Origin of the sequence: Pseudomonas sp. KCJK9016 (assembly GCF_046231795.1) — a bacterium.
GTDB classification, from domain to species: Bacteria; Pseudomonadota; Gammaproteobacteria; order Pseudomonadales; family Pseudomonadaceae; genus Aquipseudomonas; species Aquipseudomonas bananamidigenes.
Map to the genome: position 1 here is coordinate 51082 of NZ_JBJJMM010000018.1, position 21737 is coordinate 72818.

17 protein-coding genes are annotated in these 21737 nt (G+C 60.9%); 12 read left to right on the top strand and 5 right to left on the bottom strand.

What is annotated here, in order from left to right; genetic code table 11:
• Positions 1–177: 177 nt before the first annotated feature.
• From aspA to ACK6BI_RS18480, 3 genes are all read left to right on the top strand, one after another.
• The gene (gene aspA / locus ACK6BI_RS18470) at positions 178–1602 is read left to right on the top strand and encodes an aspartate ammonia-lyase (protein WP_085731330.1); all 1425 of its coding nucleotides are present in this window, start codon (positions 178–180) and stop codon (positions 1600–1602) included.
• A 441-nt stretch (positions 1603–2043) separates the two neighbouring features.
• Complete coding sequence (locus tag ACK6BI_RS18475; RefSeq protein ID WP_409318168.1) at positions 2044–3489, top strand: alanine/glycine:cation symporter family protein; 1446 nt, start codon at positions 2044–2046, stop codon at positions 3487–3489.
• Positions 3490–3592: 103 nt separating this feature from the next.
• Complete coding sequence (locus ACK6BI_RS18480; protein WP_409318169.1) at positions 3593–4600, top strand: asparaginase; 1008 nt, start codon at positions 3593–3595, stop codon at positions 4598–4600.
• Between the two features lie 74 nt (positions 4601–4674).
• Here the strand turns inward: ACK6BI_RS18480 and ACK6BI_RS18485 are convergent, their stop codons facing one another.
• The gene (locus ACK6BI_RS18485) at positions 4675–5151 is read right to left on the bottom strand and encodes a hypothetical protein (protein WP_409318170.1); all 477 of its coding nucleotides are present in this window, start codon (positions 5149–5151) and stop codon (positions 4675–4677) included.
• Positions 5152–5481: 330 nt separating this feature from the next.
• On the opposite strand from ACK6BI_RS18485, the gene ACK6BI_RS18490 reads away from it, so the two are divergent.
• From ACK6BI_RS18490 to ACK6BI_RS18500, 3 genes are all read left to right on the top strand, one after another.
• Entirely contained in the window at positions 5482–6480 is a 999-nt protein-coding gene (locus ACK6BI_RS18490) for an AraC family transcriptional regulator (protein ID WP_409318171.1), read from the top strand.
• A 132-nt stretch (positions 6481–6612) separates the two neighbouring features.
• Positions 6613–7638 carry a histone deacetylase family protein gene (locus ACK6BI_RS18495; protein WP_409318172.1) on the top strand — a complete coding sequence of 342 codons (1026 nt, stop codon included), beginning with the start codon at positions 6613–6615 and terminating at the stop codon, positions 7636–7638.
• Positions 7635–8735 carry a polyamine ABC transporter substrate-binding protein gene (locus ACK6BI_RS18500; protein ID WP_409318173.1) on the top strand — a complete coding sequence of 367 codons (1101 nt, stop codon included), beginning with the start codon at positions 7635–7637 and terminating at the stop codon, positions 8733–8735. The genes ACK6BI_RS18495 and ACK6BI_RS18500 overlap by 4 nt, the downstream gene beginning before the upstream one ends.
• A gap of 114 nt (positions 8736–8849) precedes the next feature.
• Here the strand turns inward: ACK6BI_RS18500 and ACK6BI_RS18505 are convergent, their stop codons facing one another.
• Positions 8850–10400 (bottom strand): PLP-dependent aminotransferase family protein, encoded by a 1551-nt coding sequence (locus tag ACK6BI_RS18505; RefSeq protein ID WP_409318174.1) that lies wholly within the window; start codon positions 10398–10400, stop codon positions 8850–8852.
• Positions 10401–10492: 92 nt separating this feature from the next.
• On the opposite strand from ACK6BI_RS18505, the gene ACK6BI_RS18510 reads away from it, so the two are divergent.
• The 5 genes from ACK6BI_RS18510 (at position 10493) to ACK6BI_RS18530 (ending at position 17110) form a co-directional block, all read left to right on the top strand.
• Positions 10493–11116: an FMN-binding negative transcriptional regulator gene (locus ACK6BI_RS18510; RefSeq protein ID WP_409318175.1), complete on the top strand. Its 624-nt coding sequence runs from the start codon at positions 10493–10495 to the stop codon at positions 11114–11116.
• 10 nt (positions 11117–11126) lie between these two features.
• Complete coding sequence (locus ACK6BI_RS18515; RefSeq protein WP_409318176.1) at positions 11127–11573, top strand: GNAT family N-acetyltransferase; 447 nt, start codon at positions 11127–11129, stop codon at positions 11571–11573.
• A 12-nt stretch (positions 11574–11585) separates the two neighbouring features.
• Positions 11586–12257 carry a GNAT family N-acetyltransferase gene (locus ACK6BI_RS18520; RefSeq protein WP_409318177.1) on the top strand — a complete coding sequence of 224 codons (672 nt, stop codon included), beginning with the start codon at positions 11586–11588 and terminating at the stop codon, positions 12255–12257.
• A gap of 212 nt (positions 12258–12469) precedes the next feature.
• Positions 12470–15427: an autotransporter domain-containing protein gene (locus ACK6BI_RS18525; protein ID WP_409318178.1), complete on the top strand. Its 2958-nt coding sequence runs from the start codon at positions 12470–12472 to the stop codon at positions 15425–15427.
• Positions 15428–15628: 201 nt separating this feature from the next.
• Entirely contained in the window at positions 15629–17110 is a 1482-nt protein-coding gene (locus ACK6BI_RS18530) for an autotransporter domain-containing protein (RefSeq protein ID WP_409318179.1), read from the top strand.
• A gap of 80 nt (positions 17111–17190) precedes the next feature.
• Here the strand turns inward: ACK6BI_RS18530 and oadA are convergent, their stop codons facing one another.
• Together oadA and ACK6BI_RS18540 are read right to left on the bottom strand one after the other, a co-directional pair.
• Positions 17191–18999 carry a sodium-extruding oxaloacetate decarboxylase subunit alpha gene (gene oadA, locus ACK6BI_RS18535; RefSeq protein WP_260521573.1) on the bottom strand — a complete coding sequence of 603 codons (1809 nt, stop codon included), beginning with the start codon at positions 18997–18999 and terminating at the stop codon, positions 17191–17193.
• 11 nt (positions 19000–19010) lie between these two features.
• On the bottom strand, positions 19011–20426 hold the full coding sequence (locus ACK6BI_RS18540) for an acetyl-CoA carboxylase biotin carboxylase subunit (protein ID WP_065260882.1): 1416 nt from the start codon (positions 20424–20426) through the stop codon (positions 19011–19013).
• A 191-nt stretch (positions 20427–20617) separates the two neighbouring features.
• On the opposite strand from ACK6BI_RS18540, the gene ACK6BI_RS18545 reads away from it, so the two are divergent.
• Positions 20618–21580 carry a LysR family transcriptional regulator gene (locus tag ACK6BI_RS18545; RefSeq protein ID WP_409318180.1) on the top strand — a complete coding sequence of 321 codons (963 nt, stop codon included), beginning with the start codon at positions 20618–20620 and terminating at the stop codon, positions 21578–21580.
• On the opposite strand, the gene ACK6BI_RS18550 is transcribed toward ACK6BI_RS18545, so the two are convergent.
• Positions 21522–21734 carry a PA3496 family putative envelope integrity protein gene (locus ACK6BI_RS18550; RefSeq protein ID WP_409318181.1) on the bottom strand — a complete coding sequence of 71 codons (213 nt, stop codon included), beginning with the start codon at positions 21732–21734 and terminating at the stop codon, positions 21522–21524. The two genes, ACK6BI_RS18545 and ACK6BI_RS18550, sit on opposite strands and share 59 nt — an antisense overlap.
• Positions 21735–21737 lie beyond the last annotated feature (3 nt).

Genomic DNA, 21737 nt, shown 5'->3' on the forward strand with positions numbered 1-21737 from the left:
GTCCTCCCGGACACGCACCAAAACAGGTCACACGTCTGCCGCGCATGCGGCGTCACACGGGCATTATGCCGAATATGCATAGGGCAGTGTTTAACAGCATTGGCCCAAAAAATCGCAGAAGCCTAGGATTCGCAGCGTTCCGGCACAGACCGGGTCCATATCGAGATGATTTCCATCATGTCCTCCGCTGCATCTTTCCGTACAGAAAACGATCTGCTTGGCTCCCTCGAAGTCCCTGCTCAAGCGTATTACGGTATCCAGACCCTGCGAGCGGTGAACAACTTCCGCCTCTCGGGCGTTCCGATTTCGCACTACCCGAAACTGGTTGTCGGCCTGGCAATGGTCAAACAGGCCGCCGCTGACGCCAACCGTGAGCTGGGCCACCTGAGCGAAGCCAAGCACGCTGCCATCAGCGAAGCCTGTGCACGTCTGATCCGCGGTGATTTCCACGAAGAGTTCGTGGTCGACATGATTCAAGGTGGCGCCGGTACGTCCACCAACATGAACGCCAACGAAGTGATCGCCAACATCGCGCTGGAAGCGATGGGTCACCAGAAAGGCGAATACCAGTACCTGCACCCGAACGACGACGTCAACATGGCGCAGTCGACCAACGACGCCTACCCGACCGCGATCCGCCTGGGTCTGCTGCTGGGTCACGACGCGCTGCTGGCCAGCCTCGACAGCCTGATCCAGGCGTTCGCGGCCAAGGGTGAAGAATTCAATCACGTCCTGAAAATGGGTCGTACCCAGCTGCAGGACGCCGTGCCGATGACCCTGGGTCAAGAGTTCCGCGCCTTCGCCACCACCATGAGCGAAGACCTGGCCCGTCTGAAGACGCTGGCTCCGGAAGTCCTGACCGAAGTGAACCTGGGCGGCACCGCGATCGGCACCGGCATCAACGCCGACCCGCGCTATCAGGCCCTGGCGGTACAGCGTCTGGCGCTGATCAGCGGTCAACCGCTGGTACCGGCTGCCGACCTGATCGAGGCCACCTCCGACATGGGCGCCTTCGTGCTGTTCTCCGGCATGCTCAAGCGCACGGCGGTCAAGCTGTCGAAGATCTGCAACGACCTGCGCCTGCTGTCCAGCGGCCCGCGTACCGGCATCAACGAAATCAACCTGCCGGCGCGTCAGCCAGGCAGCTCGATCATGCCAGGCAAGGTCAACCCGGTCATTCCGGAAGCCGTGAACCAGGTGGCCTTCCAGGTCATCGGCAACGATCTGGCGCTGACCATGGCGGCCGAAGGCGGCCAACTGCAACTGAACGTGATGGAGCCGCTGATCGCTTTCAAGATCCTCGACTCGATCCGCCTGCTGCAACGCGCCATGGACATGCTGCGCGAGCACTGCATCGTCGGCATCACCGCCAACGAAGCCCGCTGCCGCGAACTGGTCGAACACTCGATCGGTCTGGTTACCGCGCTGAACCCGTACATCGGCTACAAAAACGCCACCCGCATCGCCCGTATCGCGCTTGAAAGCGGCCGCGGCGTGCTGGAACTGGTGCGCGAAGAAGGTCTGCTCGACGATGCCATGCTCGCCGACATCCTGCGCCCGGAAAACATGATTGCTCCGCGTCTGGTGCCTCTGAAAGCCTGATCCGACGCGTTACTCGTAGCACCGCTCACCAGGTCGAGGGACTAGACACCTCTCACCTTTTGAGGGCTTGGGGGACTCTCCCCAAGCCCTTTTTTTTAACTGTTTGAACCTGAGAACCGTATGTATGAAAGCTGGCCAAACACCGGCTTTCAGACAAACCCGACGCCGGTAACGTCGGGTGTTTCAAAGCTTCGTTTCGTCGCTTGCACCACAACCGTGCAGACGGGCGCCGCACTGATCGGTATAGTGCCGCCCCTCTTCGCGTGAGCGGTCGTCGGTAACGAGGCCATAACCCATGCGAAACCCGAACTAATAACAAACCCGCGATATGGATCCGGGACGAACCTTCGCCTCGCCTGTTGTGCCGCACGCACACCGGTGTAACGCGATGTTTCCAACCATCCAGTATTTGCTTACACAAAAAACAGCGAGGAAAAATCCATGCTCGAAGTCATCAACGACTTCCTCTCAGGGAAAGTACTGATCGTGCTCATTGTCGGGCTCGGTAGCTACTTCACGATTCGCTCGCGTTTCGTCCAGTTGCGTCACTTCGGCCATATGTTCGCGGTGTTCCGCGACAGCCTCAAAGGCAGCGCCGGTCAACTCAGCTCGTTCCAGGCCCTGATGCTCAGCCTCGCCGGCCGCGTCGGTGCGGGCAACATCGCCGGTGTCGGCATCGCCGTGACCCTCGGTGGTCCGGGCGCCGTGTTCTGGATGTGGGTGACCGCTCTGGTCGGCATGTCCAGCAGCTTCTTCGAATGCACTTTGGCTCAGGTCTACAAGCGCGCCGACGGTGACGGTCTGTACCGTGGCGGTCCGGCCTACTACATCCAGCACGGCCTGAAGCTCAAAGGCATGGCAGTGGTGTTCTCCATCCTGCTGCTGGTGACCTACGGCTTCGCCTTCATCGGCCTGCAGTCCTACACCGTGACCCATTCGCTGCAGAACGCCTTTGCCTTCGACCCGCGTCACACCGGTATCGTCCTGGCGGTGCTGCTGGCCATTACCTTCATCGGCGGCATCAAACGCATCGCTGCGGTGTCCGACCTGCTGGTACCGATCAAGACCCTGGCCTACATCGCCGTGACGCTGTACGTGATCGGCACCCAGATCGAACATGTGCCGGCGATGCTGGAAACCATCTTCAAGAGCGCCTTCGGCCTCGACCCGGCCTTCGGCGGCCTGCTTGGCAGCGCCATCGTCATGGGCGTGAAGCGTGGCGTGTTCGCCAACGAAGCGGGCCTGGGCAGTGCGCCGAACGTCGCTGCCGTGGCGGCGGTGAAGCACCCGGGCGCCCAGGGCGTGGTCCAGGCTTTCAGCGTATTCCTCGACACCTTCGTGATCTGCACCTGCACCGCGCTGCTGATCCTGCTGTCGGGCTTCTACACCCCGGGCTTCGAAGGTGACGGTATCGTCCTGACCCAGAACTCGCTGGCCGCCGTGGTCGGTGACTGGGGCCGCCTGTTCGTCAGCGTGGCACTGTCGCTGTTCGTCTTCACCTGCATCCTCTACAACTACTACCTGGGCGAAAACAGCCTGCAGTTCCTCAGCCGCAACCGCGCTGTGCTGATGACGTTCCGTGGTCTGGTACTGGCGCTGGTGGTCTGGGGTTCGATGCAGGACCTGTCGACCGTGTTTGCCTTCGCCGACATCACCATGACCTGCCTGGCCTTCGTCAACCTGATGGCCCTGGCCATGCTGTTCAAGGTCGGTCTGCGTGTAATGCGCGACTACGACGAGCAGCGCCGTGCCGGTGTCGACCAGCCGGTGTTCGACGCCAGCAAGTTCAGCGATCTGGACCTGGACCTGAAGGCCTGGCCGACCGACTCTTCGGTTGCTGCCAAGGCGGACGCTCAGGCGCAAGGTATCCCTGCAGCGCAACGCTGATGGGTGAATGACGGGCGCATCCCCTGCGCCCGTCAGTTACAGTTCGAAAAACTGTGGGAGCGAGCTCGCTCCCACAGGAACTCATCGTTTCGGAGAACTCCCCATGCATTCCTCGACCTACCCTGCCGCCCGGCACGTCATGGTGCTGTACACCGGTGGCACCATCGGCATGCAGGCCAGCGCGAACGGCCTGGCCCCGGCCTCCGGTTTCGAAGCGCGGATGCGCGACTACCTGCACAGCCAGCCCGAGCTGATCGTGCCGCAGTGGCGCTTTCGCGAAATGGCGCCGCTGATCGACAGCGCCAACATGACGCCGGCCTACTGGCAGCAACTGCGCGAAGCCGTGGTCGATGCCGTCGATGTGCAAGGCTGCGACAGCGTGCTGATCCTGCACGGCACCGACACCCTGGCCTACAGCGCCGCCGCCATGAGTTTCCAACTGCTGGGCCTGAATGCCCGCGTGTGCTTCACCGGTTCGATGCTGCCGGCCGGCGTCACCGACAGCGACGCCTGGGAAAACCTCAGCGGCGCACTGGTCGCCCTCGGCCACGGCCTGGCGCCGGGTGTTCACCTGTATTTCCACGGCGAGCTGCTGGCCCCGACCCGTTGCGCAAAAGTGCGCAGCTTCGGCCGTCATCCGTTCAAACGTCTGGAGCGTCAGGGCGGCGGCGTGAAAGCCACGTCCCTGCCGGCAGCGCTGAATTACAACCAACCTAAGCAACTGGCCAAAGTTGCCGTGTTACCGCTGTTCCCGGGCATCAGCGCCGGGATCATCGACGGCCTGCTCGACAGCGGCATTCAGGGTCTGGTGCTGGAGTGCTACGGCAGCGGCACCGGGCCGAGCGACAACCCGGAGTTTCTCGCCAGCCTCGGTCGGGCGCGGGATAAAGGTGTCGTGGTGGTTGCGGTCACGCAGTGTCATGAGGGCGGCGTGGAGCTGGATATCTACGAAGCCGGCAGCCGCTTGCGGGGCGTTGGCGTGCTGTCCGGTGGCGGCATGACTCGCGAAGCAGCGTTCGGCAAGTTGAATGCCTTGCTGGGTGCGGGACTTGAAATAACAAGCGTTCGGCAGTTCGTGGAACTGGATCTATGTGGAGAACTGTCTTTGTAAGTTGATCTATTCTGCGGTCAACTCATCAATTAAGATGAAAGACACCCCTCCTTACTGCAATGGAGGGGTATCTACTATTTTGCAGGCTTAACCACAAAGAGTTTCGCTTTCAATCTTGCCGTTTCCTGATCTGGGGGATAACCCCGCCAAAGAGTCGCCTCGACGTCGGACTCGAGCCTTCCTGTACCAGCATCAAAATACACACTTGAAAACTTTGCTGTGTCCGCATTCCACCGGGGCTGATCATTACCAGGAAGTACATAAAGAAAATCGCCTCCACCCATATCGAACACATAAGTACTCGAGGATAAAGCTGATTGTTTGACCTCCAGATTAATACGCAAGTCATCGCTCCGGAACAGGAGCAGTAATCTCTCTCCGTATTTGTTCGTAAATTCCACCCATGAGTCGGCCGGACATTCAAATTCATGGTCATCCAGCTTCCCTTTTATGCTCCCCTCACTTACAGGATTCTTTCCTTCTCCGTGCGTTTTCAAGATATTTTCTACATAAGCGCGATGATCATCGACTTCCCTATTATTCGGATTCATTTTTTCACTTTCCCTTATTAAAAAACGCCAAACACCGAGACTACAAACTGAGCGTAGACCCCGAAAAATACAAATCAAGGAAAGAAATCAAATTAAGTAAATTTAGCAACTAAATGACCAACGGTGTTTATATATTTGAAAACCTGTTATTTCTGACAGTCGCCAGGAAAATGATTTCGCATTAAATTAAACAGGCGGGAGCCATGCTCCCTATATCGGACGAATTAAAAAGGGCCGTGTCTGTGACACATTAATTACCGCAAACAACCGAGACCAAGTTTTGGTATGTAATTTGCCTTTAAAGAGAGGTATTTCGCTCGGGACGTCTCTATGCTCCACTCCCACCTCACCACCCTCAACGCCGTCGCCCTTGTGCTCAACACCTTCAGGGACCAGGGTCTGTCCAGCGAGGCACTGCTCGCCGGCAGCGGCATCAGCGCGGCGGATCTGAGCCGGGCCGACACCCGCATCACCACCAATCAGGAGATGCAGGTCTGTGCCAACGCGGTCGCGCTCAAGCATGACATTGGCCTGGAACTGGGCCGGCGCATGCATGTTTCCTGCTACGGCATCCTCGGTTACGCGCTACTGACCTGTGCCACCTTCGGTGACGCCTTGCGGCTGGCGATCCGTTATCCGGCGCTGCTGGGAACACTTTTCGAACTGAGCCTGGAGGACGACGGCGAGCGCGTCTGGTTCGTCGCCGCCGATTACCGCGAGAGTCCGGCGATGGCCGTGTTCAATGCCGAGTTCTGTCTGGTGTCGCTGAAAGTCATCTGCGACGACCTGCTCGGTCATTCACTGCCACTGCTGGCCGCCCGCTTCGAGCACGCCGCTCCGGACTACCGCGACAGCTACGCCGAACACTTCAATGCCCCTCTGCACTTCGGTGCCAGGGACAATGCCTTCGCTTTCGACCGGCGCTGGCTCGACCAACCGCTGCCACTGGCCGACATCATTACTCACCAGGCCATGGCCGAGCGTTGCCGCAAACAGAACACCGAGTTCACCGGTCGTCAGGCGTGGCTGGGGCGTATCCGCCAGCTGCTCAGCGCGCAACTCAACGCCGCGCCGGGGCTGGAAGGTCTGGCACAGCAGATGAATTGCTCGCCACGCACGCTGCGACGGCATCTGAAAGACATGGGGTGCAGCTATCAGGAACTGCTCGACGAACTGCGCTTCGAGCGGGCCAAGCAGATGCTCTGCGAGGATCAGCTGCCCATCTATCGCATCGCCGAAGCCCTGGGTTTCAGCGAGACCGCAAGCTTCCGCCATGCCTTCGTGCGCTGGAGCGGCGTGGCACCCAGTCAGTTCCGTCCACACGGTTAAACCGTCGAGGGGCGATATCAGGTCAGCATTTTTGGCCACATCGATCCCCTTTTGGCCTCTCTGGCCGTTTTCCGATGCGCGCTGCGCCGCAACACTGGGGCCCACCGAATCAGCCCCTGCGGAGAACAACAAATGCTGACGATCTATTCTGACGATCACCATCTGCACCATGGCCGCTGCGAATTGATCGACGGCCAGCTCAAGCCTTGCTTCGAGATGCCGTCCCGCGCCGACCATGTACTGCAACGAGTAAAAAACCAAAACCTCGGCCCGGTCGAAGCGCCGAAGGATTTCGGCCTCGGACCGATCGAGCGCATCCACAGCCGCGATTACCTCGATTTCTTCAAAGGCGCCTGGGCGCGCTGGACCGAATTCAACACCGACGGCGACTTGCTGCCTTACACCTGGCCGGCGCGCACCCTGCGTCAAGTCAAACCCACCAGCCTGCACGGCCAGCTTGGCTATTACAGCTTCGACGGCGGCGCGCCGATCACCGCTGGCACCTGGCAAGCGGCGTACAGCGCAGCGCAGGTTGCGCTGACCGCGCAAGCGGAAATCCAGCGTGGTGCCCGTAGTGCCTTCGCTCTGTGCCGTCCACCGGGACACCACGCTGCCGGTGACTTGATGGGCGGTTATTGCTACCTCAACAACGCTGCCATTGCCGCTCAGGCATTCCTCGATCAAGGCCACAAAAAAGTCGCCATCCTCGATGTGGACTATCACCACGGCAACGGCACCCAGTCGATTTTCTATGAGCGCAGCGACGTGCTGTTCACCTCGATCCATGGCCACCCGGAAGCGGAATTTCCGTTCTTCCTTGGTTACGAGGATGAGCACGGCGAAGGGGCCGGCGAAGGCTTCAACTTCAACTACCCGCTGCCGGCGGGTTCCGGCTGGGATGTCTGGAGCGCTGCGCTGGAACAGGCCTGCCGGGAGATCGAAAACTACGGTGCCGACATCGTCGTCGTGTCACTGGGCGTCGACACCTTCAAGGACGACCCGATCTCGCAGTTCAAGCTCGACAGCCCGGACTACCTGGCCATGGGCAAACGCATCGCCGCCCTCGGCAGACCAACCCTGTTCGTCATGGAAGGTGGCTACGCAGTGGAAGAAATCGGCATCAATGCGGTGAACGTGCTGGAAGGTTTCGAGTCATGAAAAGTCTCAAGCACTTCATCGCTCCCGCGCTGTGCGCAGTGCTGCTGAACGGCGTGGCCCACGCCGAAGAACGTACCCTGCGCGTCTACAACTGGTTCGACTACATCACGCCCAAGGCCCTGGAAGATTTCAAGGCGCAGAACAGTCAGACAAAACTGGTCTACGACATCTTCGATACCAACGAAGCGCTGGAGGCCAAGCTGCTGACCGGCAACTCGGGCTACGACGTGGTGGTGCCGTCCAACGTGTTCCTGGCCAAGCAGATCGAGGCCGGGGTGTTCCAGCCGCTGGATCGCAGCCAGTTGCCGAACTGGAACCACCTCGACCCGAAACTGATGAAGCTGATCGAGGCCAACGACCCGGGCAACCGGTTCGCCGTGCCGTACATGTACGGCACCATCCTGATCGGCTTCAACCCGGCCAAGGTCAAGGCTGCCTTGGGTGACAACGCGCCGGTGGACAGCTGGGACCTGATCTTCAAGGAAGAAAACATCAGTAAGCTCAAGCAATGCGGCGTCGCTCTGCTCGACTCGCCATCGGAGATCCTGCCGCTGGCCCTGCAACACCTGGGTCTGGATCCCAACAGCAAGAACCCGGCGGACTATGCCAAGGCCGAAGCGTTGCTGATGAAGATTCGTCCGTACGTGACCTACTTCCATTCGTCCAAGTACATGGCCGACATCGCCAACGGTGACATCTGCGTCGCGGTCGGCTATTCGGGCAGCTTCTCGCAAGCCGCCAACCGTGCCAGGGAAGCGAAGAACGGTGTGGTGGTCGACATGCGCCTGCCGAAGGAAGGGGCGCCGATCTGGTTTGACATGCTGGCCATCCCGAAAGGCGCGAAGAACCCGCAGGACGCCTACACCTTCATCAACTACCTGCTGCAACCGCAAGTGATTGCGCCGGTCAGCGATTTTGTCGGCTATCCGAACCCGAACAAGGACGCCACCGAACACGTCGATCCGGCGATCCGCAACAACCCCAACCTGTACCCGACCGAAGCGGCGATGAATACGCTCTACACCCTGCAGCCGCTGCCGCGCGATGCGGAGCGGGCACGGACCCGGGCGTGGACCAAGATCAAGTCCGGTACCTGACTGCCGAGAAGCCGCATCTGCCAACCTTGACGACCCGCGCCTGCGCGGGTCCTTCTTTACCCCGCCCCTGACACACCGAACGACGATTACACCGCAGCGGAGCGTTTGTCTCCGTTACCGCCAGGCCTGTTCCAGGCGCTTCAAAGCGGCCGTGATGCCGGCCTCGGGCACCGCTGCAAATCCCAGAACCAGTCCGGCTCGCCGGTCCATGGGGCTGTCCGAGTCCGGCAACCAGTAACTGCTCAACCCGTTGATCTCGACATCAGCCCGGGCGGCGCTTTCGACCAGCGCCTGCTCCCGGGCCAATGAATCGACCGCGACCGTCAAGTGAAGCCCTGCCGCGACGCTCGGCAGGCTGCCGACACCAGGTACGTCTCGAGGCCACCCCGCCAATAGGGTGTTACGCCGGCTCAGGGCCGCACGGCGCATCCGTCGGATGTGTCGCTGGAAGTGCCCGGCGGCCATGAACTCGGCCATCACGGCCTGGGTGCTCACTTCCGAGTGCCGCACATCCACCGCGCGCCGTTGCGTAAACGCTCGCACCAGTCCTGGCGGCAATACCAGATAGCCCAGACGCAGCGCCGGAAACGCGACTTTGCCGAAAGTGCCGACGTACAGCACGCGCCCCTGGCGATCGAGCGCAGCCAACGGGGCCAACGGTGCACCGGTATAGCGATATTCGCCGTCGTAGTCGTCCTCGACGATCCAGCCGCCGGTACGCTCCGCCCAGGCCAGCAGTTCCAGGCGTCGTGCCAGGCTCATCACCACACCGGTCGGGTATTGATGCGACGGTGTCACATAAGCCACCCGGCAATCCTCGGCAGCGGCCAGCGCCGCACAGTCGATGCCCTCCTCGTCCACGGCAATGCCGCGCAGGCGGCCGCCGGCCAGCGCAAAGGCATGACCCGCTGCGCGGTATCCGGGGTTCTCGATGCCCACCCCTGCACCCGGTTCCACCAACAACTGTGCACAAAGGCTGATTCCCTGCTGGGCACCACTGGTGATCACAATTTGTTCAGCCGAGCACTGCATGCCGCGAGAGCTGCGCAAATAGGCCGCGACCAGACCGCGCAGACGCGCATCACCTGCCGGATCGCCATAACACAATTGCTGCAGATCGGGCTTGCGCCAGAACGCCGCGTTCAGCTTGGCCCAGACGTCGAACGGGAACAGATCATAGGCCGGAACACCGACGCGAAACGCCCGTGGCGGTCCGCTCGGCGGCAGGGGCAAATGGTTCTGTTCCAGGCGCTGCAACGCACCGCTGTGGATAACTTTTCTGGATGAATAGACAGTGGAATCGACGGTTTTTGTGGATAAGTCTGTGGGCAACCCTGTTGAAAAGCCTGTGGATACTTGTGTGGACAGTTTTTTCGACGGCGTTATCGATTCAGGCAACTGCGCCACGTAAGTACCGTCCCCGACCCGCCCTTCGATAAATCCTTCGGCATATAACTGATCGTAAGCCCGCACCACACTGTTGCGGGAGACCGACAGCGCGGCGGCCAGATCCCGGCTGGCCGGCAAGCGGGTTCCGCTGGCCAGACGCCCGTCCAGCACCCGCAGGCGCAGTGCCTGATAGAGCTGACGGCTGAGGCCTTTGCGGCGGTCGAGCTCGATGCCGGCAGGATTGAACGACAACGACAGGGTGGTCGGATCGGGCATGACAATGGACCTATGAAATTGGCCGTCAATGGCTCTTACAACAGACCAATAGCCTGCCTACGATGCAGGCATTCGCCAAGGAAAATCTCTCCATGTACACGCCCCGCGCCTTTGCCATCGACGACATGTCCCAACTGCACGAACTGATCCTCGCCACCCGCCTCGCCATCCTGGTGACCCACGGTGAGCACGGTTTGCAGGCCAGCCATGTGCCGGTGCTGCTGCATCGCGAACAAGGTCCGAACGGTACGCTGTACGGGCATCTGGCCAAGGCCAATGCGCAATGGAAAGACCTGCGCGACGGCGCCGAAGCCATGGTGGTTTTTCCAGGTGCCGATGCCTACGTCAGCCCGGGCTTTTATCCGAGCAAGGCCGAACACGGCAAAGTCGTACCGACCTGGAACTACGTCGCCGTGCACGCCTACGGCCACGCCGAAACCTTCAGCGATGGCGGTCGCCTGCTGGACATCGTCAGCACCCTTACCGATCGCCATGAGGCTGGCCGTGCCGAGCCCTGGTCGGTCGACGATGCTCCGGCCGATTACATCGACGGCATGCTCAAGGCCATCGTCGGCTTTGCCATCCCGATCGACCGTCTCGAAGGCAAACGCAAGCTCAGCCAGAACCGCAGCCCCGCCGATATCGCCGGCGTACGCGAAGGCCTGGCCGCCAGCTCCGACATCAATGATCAAACCCTCGCTCACTTGATGCGTTAAGGAAATCACCATGAGTCAAATCGACATCCGTCCGGTCTGCGCCGACGATCACGCGGCCTGGCTGCCGCTGTGGCAGGCCTACCTGCGCTTCTACAACACCCAATTGCCGGAGGCCGTCAGCCACAGCACCTGGCAGCGTTTTCTCGACCCGAACGAACCGACTCATGCCGCGCTCGCCTGGGCCGGTGACAAGGCGGTGGGCATGGTGCATTTCATCTACCATCGTTCGAACTGGAGCATCGAGAACTCCTGCTACCTGCAGGACCTGCTGGTGGAGCCGCAATCCCGTGGCACCGGCGTGGGACGCCTGCTGATCGAACACGTTTACGCCACGGCCAAGGCCGACGGGTGCTGCAAGGTGCACTGGCTGACCCACGAAACCAACGCCACCGCGATCCAGCTCTACGAGCGCATCGCCGAACGCCCGGGTTTCATCCAGTTTCGCAAAGCCATTTAAGGATCTACGCGCATGACGATTTCTCTCGCTGACTGGAAAGGCGTTCCACCGCCTTCGACCACCCTGATCGAAGGCCGCTTCATTCGCCTGGAAAAACTCGACCCGGCGCGCCACGGCAACGACCTGTTCAACGCCCTGCAAGGCCCGGGCGCCGACCCGAAGCTCTGGGACTACTTGCCCTACGGCCCGTTTCCGGAACGCAGCGCTTTCAATGACTGGCTGAACAACCACGCGGCCCACAGCGATCCGTATTTCTTCAGCGTCATCGATCGCGCCAGCGGCCAGGTGCAAGGCATTCTCAGTCTGATGTCGATCGTCCCGGCTCATGGCCGCATCGAAATCGGCCACGTCACCTTCGGCGCCCCCATGCAGCGCTCGCCGAAAAGCACCGAGGCGGTGTACCTGCTGGCCAAGGAATCCTTTGCCCTCGGCTACCGTCGCCTCGAATGGAAATGCAACAACGGCAACGCCCGCTCCAAGTACGCGGCCGAGCGCCTGGGTTTCAGCTTCGAAGGCGTGTTCCGCCAGCACATGGTCGTGAAAGGCCGGAACCGCGATACCGCGTGGTATTCGATTCTGGATACGGAATGGCCGGCCATGGCGGCCGGATTCGAGCGCTGGTTGAGCGATGAGAACCAGACGGCCGAGGGACAGGTGAAGGGGTTGGTCGAGTGCCGCGCCTGAGTATGTAAACGCAAAGAAGGAAGCCCCCGACGGCGAGTGCGGCAGTTGAAGGGGTTTCTTGTCTGTTATTGCTTCATCTGCAGCGAATTGCAGATGAAGCACTCAACTCGCAGACATATCTGCAAAAGAATGCACATAACCCAGACATCATTCTGTAAAACCCCTTCGCTATACAGAACGCCCTCTCTAATAACTAAAAGGACGTTCTCCCCATGCCGCTCCCGCCTCAGCGCCTGTCGCTTGCCACTGCCCTGTTGATCGCCACCAGTGCCGCCCACGGCAAGAATGTCGTGATCGACACCGCCACCACCGCGTCGCAGACATTGGGCGGCAGTGACACCCTGACGATTTCGGCACCGGGCAGTATCACCAACAGCGGCAAGGCCGTAAGCCTCAAGGACGGCACCAGCAGTGCCGGCGTGATCATCGACAACGCCGGCAAGATCATCTCCACCGGTGGCCGGGCCATCGACAGCAGCGGCGACCTGACCCAGGCGCGTAACTATGCAATCTACAACCGCAGCGGCGGGCAGATTCTCGGCTCCAACGACGCGATTCGCATCGACAGCAACTTCGTCAGCGGCAACCTGCTGATCGACAACAGCGGCACCCTTCGTTCGACCACAGGCCAGGGCCTGGATCTGGATGCGCTGCGCAGCGACGGCGTCAAAACCACGATCATCAACCGCGCGGGCGGACTGATTCGCGGCGACGCCAGCGACGGCATGAAGACCGGTGCCAACGCGACCATCAGCAACTACGGCGAGATATCGACCGGCGACTCGCTCAACGCCGACCAGAAGTTCGACGGCATCGATATCGACAGTGCAACCGGCGTCACCGTCACCAACTACGGCGTGATTTCCGGTGGACGCCACGGCATCACCACCGACCTTGGCGCGACGCTGGTCAACTACGGGCAGATCACCGGGCGCAATGGCTCGGGTTTCGGCTCCGATGGCGACGGCACGGTGATCAACCACGGCACCATCACTGGCGCGTATTCCGGGTTGCAAGCCAATGGTGACGGTGACGGCGTGGATATCGACAAGATCGCCCACATCGAAAACTACGGCACCATTCAGGGCATCGGCGCGGGCGGCGTGGACAAGGGCGGCTTCGCCAATGGCAGTGAAGGCATCGCCCTTGGCGGCGGTTACATCCTCAACGGCAAAGGCGCGCTGATCAGCGGCGCCAACAGTGCCATTCTGGTGGACGACGGCAGCGGTGGTTCGGGACTGGCGGCCACCACGCTGGAGAACTACGGCACCATTCAAGGGCTCGACGGCTTCGGCGTGAAGTTCGTCGGTGAATTCGCCGACAACGTGATCAACGGCGGCACCCTCAGCGGCAGCAACGGTCTGGCGCTGGACCTGGGCGGTGGCAACGACAGCCTGACCCTGCGCAGCGGCAGCCGGTTTATTGGTGTCGTCGATGGCGGCAGCGGTTATGACCGCGTGGTGATGGACGACGCGGCGGGCGGCAGCTTTGGTAACAGCCGCAATTTCGAGTGGCTGGAAGTCAAGCAAGGCGCCTGGACGCTGAGCGGCAGCGGCGATTTCAGCAACGGCGGTGCCGTGCGCAATGGCGCCACCCTGATCAACCAGGGCGGCATCGCCGGCAACCTGACTGTAGACGCCGGCGGCGTTTATGCCGGCGGTGGCTCAGTGGGCAACCTCAATGTGAATGGTACCTTGCGCACCGACACCCGACTCGGCACCGCGTCAGTCGTGCACGACTTGAACATGGGCAACGCCTCCACCCTCGCTTACGGCGTCAACGCCGATGGCAGCAGCGCCCCGGTGCAGGTCGGCGGCACGGCCAACCTCAACGGTGCGACGCTCGCGGTCAATCCCGGCACCGGCACCTATCCATGGCAAAGCCGATACACGGTGTTGCAGGCTGCGCAGGTCAACGGCACGTTCGGTGCGGTCACCAGCGACTACGCCTTTCTCACCCCGACACTTGCTTACTCGCCGACTCAGGTTGATCTGACCTACACCCGCAATGATGTGGCGTTCAATGAATACGCCATCACCGGCAACGGCAGCAACGCCGCCAACAGCCTGGCCTCGACAGGTAAGAACAACGTGCTGTACAACGCCTTGCTCAACACCACTCAAGGCAGTGCCGGCGCGGCCATCGAACAACTGGCCGGCGCCAGCAACGCCAACCTGACCAGCGCTACCCTCGGCGCCAGCAGCCAGGTGGGCGGCAGCATGCTTTCAGCGATGCGGCAAATGGGCGGCAGTCCCGGCTTGATGGTCGGCCTCGAGCAGCGTGACACACCGATCCTCGCCGCCAACGGTGTGCCATCCGAAGCGCGAAACCTGAATGATCCGAATGCTCGCGGACGACTCTGGCTACAAGCCATCGGCGGCTACGGCAAGCTCGATGGCGAACACGGCAACGGCAGCCTCGAGCAGCGCACCAGGGGCAGCGTGCTCGGTGCCGATTGGGTACTGAATCCACAATGGCGACTGGGCATTCTTGGTGGGTATTCGAAGACCGATCTGGACGCCACCGGTGTCGACGGCAATGTCGAGAGCTGGCACGCCGGGGTCTACGCCCACCATCAGAATGGCCCGTTCGCAGTGCGCCTGGGCGCGGCTTACAGTAGTCATCAAGGCGAAAGCAAACGCATGGTCGCGTTCAACGGTTTCAGCGACCGCCCCAAAGGCGACTACGACGCCGACAGCCAGCAGGCCTTCGCCGAACTCGGCTACGCCATGGGCAGCGGCCGGCTCAGCGCCGAACCTTACGCCAGCCTCGGCTACCAGCGTTATCACCGCGACCGCTATCAGGAAAAGGGCGGCGCGGCGGCTTTGCAGGTCGACAGCCAAACCCAGGACAACTTCAGCAGCACCTTCGGCGTACGCCTGGCGCACCTCGGCTCACTGGACAATGGCATGAGCCTGACACCACGGATGGCCGCCGGCTGGAAGCACACCTATGGTGATGTCAGCAGCTCGACCCGTCAGGCCTTCGTCGTTGGCGGTACAGCATTCAACGTCGATGGCACCGCGCTGGATCGTGACAGCCTGGTGCTTGAGGCCGGCCTGGATCTGGGTGTTTCCGCGCGGCACACGCTGAGGCTGGGTTACAGCGGCGAGATTGGCAGCAACAGTCGCAATCATGGGTTGATCGGGCAATGGCAGATGAGTTTCTGAGGTTTCGCCAATCGATACTTCAGCAGATGCTGTAGGCAAAAGCGTCCGGTCGATCAAGTAATCATGGCGGGTTCATGCCTCGCCATTGATTGAGCTACAAAAGCGGACGCCAACACCTTCGTACGGTTCGGAATCGCCCGGCATCGAGGCACCTGCTTCGACTTTTACAGTTTGGCCTCACCCTTCAAGAGGCCGAACGGAATGCCCCTACAACATAATTCCAAGCTCAAACATCTTGTCCTGGCCATTGCGCTGGCTACCGGTTGCGTAGAATTTTCACTGGCGGAGCAATCAGAGCCCGACGCGCACGTCGATATCGAAGTGAAGGTCAAAAAGCCGCGCAAGAAGAAGGAAATACCTGCTCCACTCAGTCCCGCTGAAGAACCCCCTCGTGAAGAAAGGAACACTCCGACGCCCATAACAAGCCCGGTCAGCACCAAGGACTTGGCGGTTCCAGTTCACACATCCGATGACATTCCTTCCAATGACATTGCTTCCAAGAGGCTCGCCACGACAGAAAGTGGCAGCGCCCTCGAAGAAAGCATCGAAAAACCGGTGCCTTCACCGGAACCGGCTCTGGCCGAAACGCCCGTAGCTCAACAAACCCAAGTGGTTGAGCTGCCAGCGTCAACGGATGCTCCTCCATCCGCCGGCAACGCAGCCATCGAAGCCGTGCTTGCGGTCGACGAAACCACAGCCGCCATCGCCTGGGATCAACTGGCGGGCGGAAGCAATGCCACCCTCGCCAAGGCGACTTTAAGCAGTGTCACACCGGTCAGCGACAGCCTGCTATCGGCCATGCATCAACTCGATGACACCCATGATGTTCAGGGAAACGCTCCACGTCATGCGGCCGCAAGCACAGACAGCGGCAGGGTCTGGCTGCAAGCTCTCGGCCATGGCGGCAAACTGGATCGCGATGTGGAACCCATGCAGCATTTCACCAAAGGATTGCTGCTGGGTACGGACTGGCGCGTTACCGAAGAATGGTACCTGGGAATGATGGGAGGGATATCCGACACTCGCATCGACACTAAAGAACTGAACGGCGATCTCGACAGTTGGCACCTGGGTGCCTACGCCTTGCGCCAGAGCGGCCCGTCGTCACTTCGCTTCGGTGCAATCTGGAGCGGTCATGAAGGCCGCACCCGCCGCGAAGTCGCATTCGGTCGCTTCCATGACCGGCTCAAGGGCAACTACCACGCCAGCACCCGACAAGCGTTCATCGAGTCGGGATACAACCTGGGAGGGGCCAACGTGACCTTCGAACCCTTTGCCGGTGTCGGTTATCAGCACTACCGGCGCAACGGTTACACCGAAACAGGCGGCGCGGCGGCGCTCAAGGTTCACGCGCAAACTCAAGGCAACTTCAACACCACCGTCGGTCTGCGCATGGCGAAGGTCGGCACACTGGATAACGGCATGCGTCTCACGCCGCGGTTCAGCGCAGGGTGGAAACACGTTTACGGAGAGACCTTCACCAGTACCCGACAACGGCTGGTCGCCGGCGGGTCCGACTACACCGTTTATGGAGCAGAACTGGATCGCAACAGCTTGAAACTCGACACAGGACTGGAACTGGCACTCTCTGACAGTCACACACTGGATATCGGTCTGTCCGGAGAGATCGGCTCCGACAGCCGCAACCACGGCGTATCGGGTCAATGGCGAATGGCGTTCTGAATCCTCTTCGGGGCGCGGCCGAAAAAAAAGGGGAGCACATGCCCCCCCGAGGTTTAAAGCGTTGTATCGAGGCCGTTATTTCAGCCTTCGATCTCGATCAGGATCTCGCCCGGGTTCACCCGGTCGCCCTTGGCGACATGGATGGCGGTGACCTTGCCGGCAACAGCGGCCTGGACTTCCGTCTCCATCTTCATCGCTTCGGTGATCAGCACGGCCTGGCCCGCCTTGACGATATCGCCCTCCTTGACCAGCACATCAACGATGTTGCCCGGCATGGTGGTGCTGACATGGCCTGGTGCCGACGCCTGCTTGCGCTTGCTGCTGCCGCCGCCGACGAACTCGTTGAGCGGTTCGAACACCACTTCTTCCGGCATGCCGTCGATGGAAAGATAGAAGTGGCGCTTGCCTTCGGCCTTGACACCCACACCGGTGATGTCCACGCGGTAGGTTTCGCCATGGACGTCGATGACGAACTCGGTCGGTACACCTTCGCCGCCGGCCGAGGCCACCTTGCCCGCTTCCGGGATCGGCAGCAGCACTTCCGGCGTGAGGGTGCCGGCGGCACGCTCTTCGAGGAACTTGCGACCGATGTCCGGGAACATGGCGAAGGTCAGCACGTCTTCTTCGGACTTGGCCAGTGCGCCGATGTCGGCACGCAGCTTGGTCATTTCCGGCTTGAGCAGATCGGCGGGACGCACGTCGATCACTTCTTCACTGCCGATGGCCTGACGGCGCAGCTTTTCGTTCACTGTGCCCGGCGCCTTGCCGTATCCGCCTTGCAGGTAAAGCTTCACCTCGTTGGTGATGGTCTTGTAGCGCTCGCCGGCCAGCACGTTAAAGAACGCCTGGGTACCGACGATCTGCGAGGTCGGTGTCACCAGCGGCGGGAAGCCGAGGTCTTCACGCACACGCGGGATTTCCGCCAGCACTTCGTTCATGCGGTTGAGAGCGCCCTGCTCTTTCAACTGGTTGGCCAGGTTGGAAATCATCCCGCCCGGTACCTGGTTGACCTGAACACGGGTGTCGACGGCGGTGAACTCGCTTTCGAACTGGTGGTATTTCTTGCGCACGGCGTAGAAGTACAGGCCGATTTCCTGCAACAGCTCCAGGTCCAGACCGGTGTCGAACTCGCTGCCCTTGAGGGCCGCGACCATCGATTCAGTACCCGGGTGGCTGGTGCCCGAAGCGAAGCTGGAGATCGCGGTGTCGATGTGGTCGGCACCGTTTTCAATTGCCTTGAGCTGGCACATGGCAGCCAGGCCGGCGGTGTCGTGGGAGTGAATGAACACCGGCAGCGACTGCTCGGCTTTCAATGCTTTGACCAGCTCGCCCGTCGCGTACGGGGTCAGCAGGCCGGCCATGTCCTTGATCGCCACCGAGTCGCAACCCATGGCTTCCATTTGTTTGGCCTGGGCGACGAAGGCATCGATGGTGTGCACCGGGCTGGTGGTGTAGGCGATAGTGCCCTGGGCGTGTTTGCCGGCAGCCTTCACCGCTTCGATCGCCACGCGCAGGTTACGCACGTCGTTCATCGCGTCGAAGATGCGGAACACGTCGATACCGTTGACCGCTGCCTTGGCGACGAACGCCTTGACCACGTCATCGCTGTAATGCCGGTAGCCCAGCAGGTTCTGGCCGCGCAGAAGCATCTGCAGACGCGTATTGGGCAGCGCGGCACGCAGTTGGCGCAGGCGCTCCCACGGGTCTTCTTTCAGGAAGCGCACGCAGGCGTCGAAGGTCGCGCCACCCCAGACTTCCAGCGACCAGTAGCCGACCTTGTCGAGCTTGTCGCAGATCGGCAGCATGTCTTCGGTACGCATGCGGGTGGCGAGCAGCGATTGGTGGGCGTCGCGCAGGATGGTGTCGGTTACGAAAATCTTTTTAGTCATTGTTCTATTCCTCACAGGCCTGCGTGGGCGGCGATGGCGGCGGCAATGGCCAGGGCCAGCTCTTCGGGTTTGCGCTTGATCGAGTAGTTGGTCAGTTCAGGGTGGCTTTCCACGAAGCTGGTATTGAACTGGCCGCTACGGAATTCCGGGTTGCGCAGGATTTCCTGGTAATACGCGGCGGTGGTCTTCACACCTTGCAGACGCATGTCATCGAGGGCTCGCAGGCCACGATCCATCGCCTCTTCCCAGGTCAGTGCCCACACAACCAGCTTCAGACACATCGAGTCGTAGAACGGCGGAATGGTGTAGCCGGTATAGATCGCCGTGTCGGTACGCACGCCCGGGCCGCCGGGAGCGTAGTAACGGGTGATCTTGCCGAAGCTCGGCAGGAAGTTGTTTTTCGGATCTTCAGCGTTGATCCGGAACTGCAGGGCAAAACCGCGATGCTGGATATCTTCCTGCTTCACCGACAGCGGCAGGCCGGAGGCGATGCGGATCTGTTCGCGGACGATGTCGATCCCGGTGATTTCTTCGGTGATGGTGTGTTCCACCTGCACCCGGGTGTTCATCTCCATGAAGTACACCTCGCCCTCGGCGAGCAGGAACTCCACGGTGCCGGCATTCTCGTAACCCACTGCCTTGGCTGCACGCACCGACAGATCGCCGATGTAGGCACGCTGCTCCGGGGTCAGTTGCGGGCTCGGGGCGATTTCGATCAGCTTCTGGTTGCGACGCTGGATAGAGCAGTCCCGTTCGAACAGGTGCACAACGTTGCCGAAGCTGTCGCCGAGGATCTGCGCTTCGATGTGCTTGGGATTGACGATGCATTTTTCCAGGAACACTTCCGCCGAACCGAAAGCCTTGGTGGCTTCGGAAATGACCCGAGGGAAATTCTGTTCGAGTTCTTCGCGGCTGTTGCAACGACGGATACCGCGCCCGCCGCCACCGGAGGTGGCCTTGAGCATCACCGGGTAACCGATACGGTCGCCCTCGCTCAAGGCTTCTTCCAGGCCCGAGACGTTGCCTTCGGTACCCGGTGTGACCGGTACGCCGGCCTTGATCATGCTGCGGCGCGCTTCGGTCTTGTCACCCATGCGGCGAATGACTTCCGCCGACGGGCCGATGAATTTGATTCCGCGTTCGGCGCAAATCTCCGCCAGTTCGGCGTTTTCCGAAAGGAAACCGTACCCGGGATGCAGCGCATCGCAGCCGGTTTCCACGGCCAGATTCACCAGCTTGCGCGGGTTGAGGTAACCGGCCAGCGGCTCGGCACCAATGCTGTGGGCCTCATCGGCACGCTTCACATGCAAGGCATGGCGGTCGGCGTCGGAAAAAATCGCAACCGAGCGAATGCCCATTTCGGCGCAGGCACGCACGATTCGTACGGCGATCTCACCCCGGTTGGCGATCAGGATCTTTGTTATCACTTGGAGGTTCCCTTGAGCCGGTGGTACCCACGACCTGCTAGACCCAGGTCGACGCGTGACCAAATGTTTCAATCTGGTCGCGGCTTCACACTAGCGCTCACAAGGAATTAACAAAAATGAATAAAAATTGGGTCAGGCATAAGTAAAGACTTATAGTCACAGCATCAGCCAGTGGCCCGAGTGGGTGAAAAATGCGTAAGTCCTTGATGCGTATGACATTGCGTCAATTGCAGATCTTCAACGAAGTGTGTGACTTACGCTCCTACAGTCGCGCAGCCGAGGAAATGTCTCTCACGCAGCCGGCCGTCAGCCTACAGATTCGTCAGTTGGAAGAGCTGATCGGACAGCCGCTGTTCGACTATGTCGGCAAAAAACTCTACATGACCGAGGCCGCCGAAGCACTTCAGCGCGCCAGCCGCGACATCTTCGGCCGCCTGGAAAACCTCGACATGCAGTTGTCGGACATGCAGGGCTCCTTGCAGGGTCAGTTGAAACTGGCGGTGGAATCCAGCGCCAAGTATTTCGTGCCGCACCTGTTCGCCGCTTTCCGGCGCCAGCACCCCGAAGTCAATCTGCAACTGACGGTGGTCAACCGCGGTCAGGTGATCCGCCGCCTTTCCGACAACCGCGACGACCTGGTGATCATGTCGATGGTGCCGCAGGACATGGGCCTGGAGTTTCTGCCGTTCCTCAACAACCCGATTGTCGCGGTCGCCCCGCCGGATCACCCGCTGTCGCACATGGGGCCGCTGCGCTTGCAGGACCTCGAACCCTACACACTGCTGATTCGGGAGCCGGGTTCGGGAACGCGACTGGCCTGCGAGGAGTACTTCAAGGAAAAACGCGTGCACTTCACGCAGACACAGGAAGTGGCGTCGGCCGAAGCTCAGCGTGAATGCGTTGTGGCAGGTCTGGGCGTGGCGCTGTTGACGCGCCACGCCCTGAACCTGGAGCTGGCGACCGGCGGCCTGGTGGAGCTTCCGGTCGAAGAACTGCCGCTCTTTCGCAGTTGGTGCCTGGTACAGGCCAAGGCCAAGCGGCTGTCACCGGTGGCGCATGCCTTCCTGGCATTCATCCGTAGCGAGCGAGCGCAGGTCAGCGCGCTGGTTGAGCGCTTCGACGGGAAGCCGCGGAAGATGCCTGCCAGTAGTTGAGTTCTATATCCTCGGGAAAATCGCTGATCTCGCACTGAAGCTGACGGAGTTCGAAGCGATCTTCGATGGCGCGACGAAATTCCATGCGGCGCTGGTCTTCCTGCTGACGACGGGTTTTCGCGGCGCTGTTGCGTTCTTCGTAAGGCTGAGCCATTTC

Coding starts and splice junctions, on each gene's coding strand:
- aspA (WP_085731330.1), top strand. CDS start 178: ATGTCCTCCGCTGCATCTTTCCGTACAGAAAACGATCTGCTTGGCTCC.
- ACK6BI_RS18530 (WP_409318179.1), top strand. CDS start 15,629: ATGCCCCTACAACATAATTCCAAGCTCAAACATCTTGTCCTGGCCATT.
- oadA (WP_260521573.1), bottom strand. CDS start 18,999: ATGACTAAAAAGATTTTCGTAACCGACACCATCCTGCGCGACGCCCAC.
- ACK6BI_RS18475 (WP_409318168.1), top strand. CDS start 2,044: ATGCTCGAAGTCATCAACGACTTCCTCTCAGGGAAAGTACTGATCGTG.
- ACK6BI_RS18545 (WP_409318180.1), top strand. CDS start 20,618: ATGCGTAAGTCCTTGATGCGTATGACATTGCGTCAATTGCAGATCTTC.
- ACK6BI_RS18510 (WP_409318175.1), top strand. CDS start 10,493: ATGTACACGCCCCGCGCCTTTGCCATCGACGACATGTCCCAACTGCAC.
- ACK6BI_RS18515 (WP_409318176.1), top strand. CDS start 11,127: ATGAGTCAAATCGACATCCGTCCGGTCTGCGCCGACGATCACGCGGCC.
- ACK6BI_RS18525 (WP_409318178.1), top strand. CDS start 12,470: ATGCCGCTCCCGCCTCAGCGCCTGTCGCTTGCCACTGCCCTGTTGATC.
- ACK6BI_RS18495 (WP_409318172.1), top strand. CDS start 6,613: ATGCTGACGATCTATTCTGACGATCACCATCTGCACCATGGCCGCTGC.
- ACK6BI_RS18520 (WP_409318177.1), top strand. CDS start 11,586: ATGACGATTTCTCTCGCTGACTGGAAAGGCGTTCCACCGCCTTCGACC.
- ACK6BI_RS18480 (WP_409318169.1), top strand. CDS start 3,593: ATGCATTCCTCGACCTACCCTGCCGCCCGGCACGTCATGGTGCTGTAC.
- ACK6BI_RS18485 (WP_409318170.1), bottom strand. CDS start 5,151: ATGAATCCGAATAATAGGGAAGTCGATGATCATCGCGCTTATGTAGAA.
- ACK6BI_RS18500 (WP_409318173.1), top strand. CDS start 7,635: ATGAAAAGTCTCAAGCACTTCATCGCTCCCGCGCTGTGCGCAGTGCTG.
- ACK6BI_RS18550 (WP_409318181.1), bottom strand. CDS start 21,734: ATGGCTCAGCCTTACGAAGAACGCAACAGCGCCGCGAAAACCCGTCGT.
- ACK6BI_RS18505 (WP_409318174.1), bottom strand. CDS start 10,400: ATGCCCGATCCGACCACCCTGTCGTTGTCGTTCAATCCTGCCGGCATC.
- ACK6BI_RS18490 (WP_409318171.1), top strand. CDS start 5,482: ATGCTCCACTCCCACCTCACCACCCTCAACGCCGTCGCCCTTGTGCTC.